The organism is Mesorhizobium sp. M1A.F.Ca.IN.020.06.1.1 (assembly GCF_004023265.1).
Taxonomy (GTDB): Bacteria; Pseudomonadota; Alphaproteobacteria; order Rhizobiales; family Rhizobiaceae; genus Mesorhizobium.
The window spans coordinates 1-2779 of the sequence record NZ_RZSR01000809.1; the positions used below are offsets into that span (position 1 = coordinate 1).

4 protein-coding genes are annotated in these 2779 nt (G+C 64.7%); 1 reads left to right on the forward strand and 3 read right to left on the reverse strand.

Translation table 11 applies throughout. The annotated features are described in order from the left end of the window. The first annotated feature begins 186 nt into the window (after positions 1–186). Positions 187–723, forward strand: a complete 537-nt coding sequence (locus tag EOA60_RS27280; RefSeq protein WP_095802505.1) for a hypothetical protein — start codon at positions 187–189, stop codon at positions 721–723. A gap of 43 nt (positions 724–766) precedes the next feature. Here EOA60_RS27280 and EOA60_RS27285 read toward each other — a convergent pair whose 3' ends face one another. From EOA60_RS27285 to EOA60_RS27295, 3 genes are all read right to left on the reverse strand, one after another. After that, the gene (locus tag EOA60_RS27285; protein ID WP_095826447.1) at positions 767–1312 is read right to left on the reverse strand and encodes a hypothetical protein; all 546 of its coding nucleotides are present in this window, start codon (positions 1310–1312) and stop codon (positions 767–769) included. Continuing rightward, positions 1309–1872: a L,D-transpeptidase gene (locus EOA60_RS27290; RefSeq protein ID WP_095826446.1), complete on the reverse strand. Its 564-nt coding sequence runs from the start codon at positions 1870–1872 to the stop codon at positions 1309–1311. The genes EOA60_RS27285 and EOA60_RS27290 overlap by 4 nt, the downstream gene beginning before the upstream one ends. Before the next feature lie 55 nt (positions 1873–1927). Then, on the reverse strand, positions 1928–2779 hold an 852-nt coding region (locus EOA60_RS27295; protein WP_128312185.1), incomplete at its 5' end, for an AAA family ATPase.

Genomic DNA, 2779 nt, shown 5'->3' on the forward strand with positions numbered 1-2779 from the left:
GCCCGAGGCTGCCGAGCGTCGTGGCAAGCCGGCCGGTCGATTTCGCCTCGCCCAAAGCGCCGCCTCGTCGTTTCACCGGATCATACATTAGGCGCCGATGACATCGCTTGAAAAGCAAGGCTTTGCGTTAAGTCTCGCGCAACCAATGCGGCCTACAATCGAGCATCGGATGTCGAGGGGGATGACATGACGCGCAAGCCGACACTGCTCTTTGCCTTCCCGGCTCTCATGCTGTTCCTGCTGGCGGCGGAACGGACGGCGACGTTTCTGCTCGGAACCTATTCGGCCAGCCCGACCATGTGGCGCATCTGGCTCGAGCTGCGCCCCTTCTCGACGATGTTCTGGCAGCAGGTGGACTTCTATCTCGGCGGCTCGATGGCCGTCGATGCCGCCGTCATCGTCGTTGCGTCAGGCGCCTGCTGGATGGCTTGCCATGCCAAGAGATCCGCCGGCTTTTTCCTCGCCAACCATGCCGCTCTGATGTTCGCCGGTCTGATGATAGCGGCCGGCAGCCGTTCGGAAACGGCGAGCACGATCGCCAATTTCACGGCGCCGCGCGGCTTTCAATTCTCGCTGGCGATCGACTTCAGCTTGAAAAACTGCATGGTGCTGTGCCTTGGCCTTGCGGCCTGCGCCTATTGCCATGTCGCCTTCCTGCGCGAGGCGAGGCTGCGCGCCGAAGCCCGCGCCGTCCGCATCCTGGCGCTGCAGCGTGATCTGTAGACCCCGCTGATCGGAATGCCTTCCGCTATCGCCCGATGCCGCGTCAGTTGATCTTCTTGTAGTAGACTTTGCCGTCGGCCTGCTGGATGCGCTGATAGGACGGATTGGGTCCGGGCGGCGCGGCCTTGCCCTTGAATGCCGGCGCGCCGACGGAGGGGTTTTCACCTGCCGAGGCCTCGGCCACGGTCGTGTTGGCGAAACTGGGCTCTGGCGCCCGCGGCGGCTCGGCGTCGGCGGCGACGGGCTGGCTCTGCTCAAGCCGGGAAAGATTGCCGTTTATCTGGCCGAAACTCGCCTGCAGCTGCCGGTCCAGCGTCTCGAACCGGCTCTGAAAGCCGTTGTTGACGGTATCGATGCGCGCGCCGATCCTCTGCTCGAACTGGCCGAGCTGGTCCAGCCGCGCCTCCAATGCCCGAAGGTCGTTGACGCCGCGATAGAGATAGAAGGCGGCGGTGACGTTGATGGCGGTGACGAGGACCGCGCCGGCCGCGACCACGCCGATGGTTCTCGCCCGGCTCGGCCTGCCCGGCGCCTTTTCCCGTTCGCTGAGTTCGATTGCCGGAATATCCGCCTCGCTGATCATCGTCATTCAACCACCACCTTTGCGCCCACCGCGACGCGCTTGAAGAGATCTATCACATCCGTGTTCGTCAGCCGAAAACATCCGGACGTGCCGTCGAAGCCGACACCTTTGGGATCGTTGGTGCCATGGATGCGATAGAGCGTGTCGCGCCCGTCGCGCGACAGATAGAGCGCCCTGGCGCCGAGCGGATTGTAGGGACCGGCGGGCACCATCGCCGGCAGCTCCGGCTGGCGGACGCGCATTTCTTTGGGCGGGCGCCATTCCGGCCATTCGGTCTTGGCTGCGACCTTGACGGTGCCGGTCCAGCCGAAGCCGTCGCGGCCGACGCTGATCTGGTAGCGCAGCGCCTGGCTCTTGTTCGTGACCAGATAGAGCGCCTTCTCGTTTTTGCGGATGATGATCGTTCCCGGCTGCTCGCCGGTCTGCAAGGCGACCGTCTTGCGCAGGCTGGGGCCCATGGCGGGAAGCGGCGGCAGTCCCGATCCGGCTTCCGCGAGATCGCAAGGCACCGCCAGCGCGATGCCGATCAGGCAGGCGCCGGCCAGGCGTGTCGCTATCCGCCGCATTTGCGTTCTCGCAATTCCTGATGGAAAACCGCTGCCCGGATCTCCTGGAGTTGCTCTAGCGCTGGGCATTGTCCAGCCGCTCCTTGAACATGCGCTTCAGGTCCTTGTTGAAGCGGGCCCGCCCGTCCACCTCCGAGGGCAGGATGGCGCGGTTCAGCGCGTCGGCCAGCAGCGCGTTGTCGAGCACCAGCGACTTGATGTGCGGCGCCTTGAAGATCTTCTCCAGCTCGCTGCGCGAGAAGTGGTTGCCGAACCATTTGCGCTTGTGCTTGTTGGCGACGAGCGTGATCGAGACGCCGTTGCCGCGCAATTCGCGGATCTTCTTGTAGAGCCGCTTGCCCTGCCTGAGCGAGGCGACGTTGAGCTCGAAGACGATGAAGATCTCGTCGCTGGTGCGCAGCACCGACTCGTGCCACGGCGTCTCGATGTTGGGCAGGTCGATGACGATGTCGTCGAAGCGGTAGGCGACGAGGTCGAGCAGCCGGAAGACGAAATCGGCGCCGCGCGGCTCGAACGGCAATTGCGGCCGCTCGAAGGAATAGAGCGTGAGGCCCGATGGCCGCGACAGCTTGATGACGTCCATCAGCTCGACATCGAGCCGCTCGGGCTGGCCGATGATGCCGGCGAGGTCGAACTGGTTGAACTGGTTGAGATAGGCGCCGCAATTGGCGCTCTGGAAGTCGAGGTCGACCAGGCAGGTCGACGCCGCCCGCTCGGCCGATTTCGACGCGAGGTGCTCGGCCGCCGAGATGGCCAGCGTCGTCGCTCCGGCGCCGCCGCTGGCGGCAATGAAGGTGACGATGCGGCTTTTGGTGCCCTGGTTGCCGGTGTCGTGGAAGGTGACGGCGTTGAGCAGCTCCTTGGCGTCGAGCGGCTTGTGCAGCCAGTCCGACGCATTCATGCGCAC

What these genes read in the sequence shown, in the direction of transcription:
- EOA60_RS27285 (WP_095826447.1), bottom strand. Translation starts at nt 1,312, where the DNA reads ATGACGATGATCAGCGAGGCGGATATTCCGGCAATCGAACTCAGCGAA.
- EOA60_RS27280 (WP_095802505.1), top strand. Translation starts at nt 187, where the DNA reads ATGACGCGCAAGCCGACACTGCTCTTTGCCTTCCCGGCTCTCATGCTG.
- EOA60_RS27290 (WP_095826446.1), bottom strand. Translation starts at nt 1,872, where the DNA reads ATGCGGCGGATAGCGACACGCCTGGCCGGCGCCTGCCTGATCGGCATC.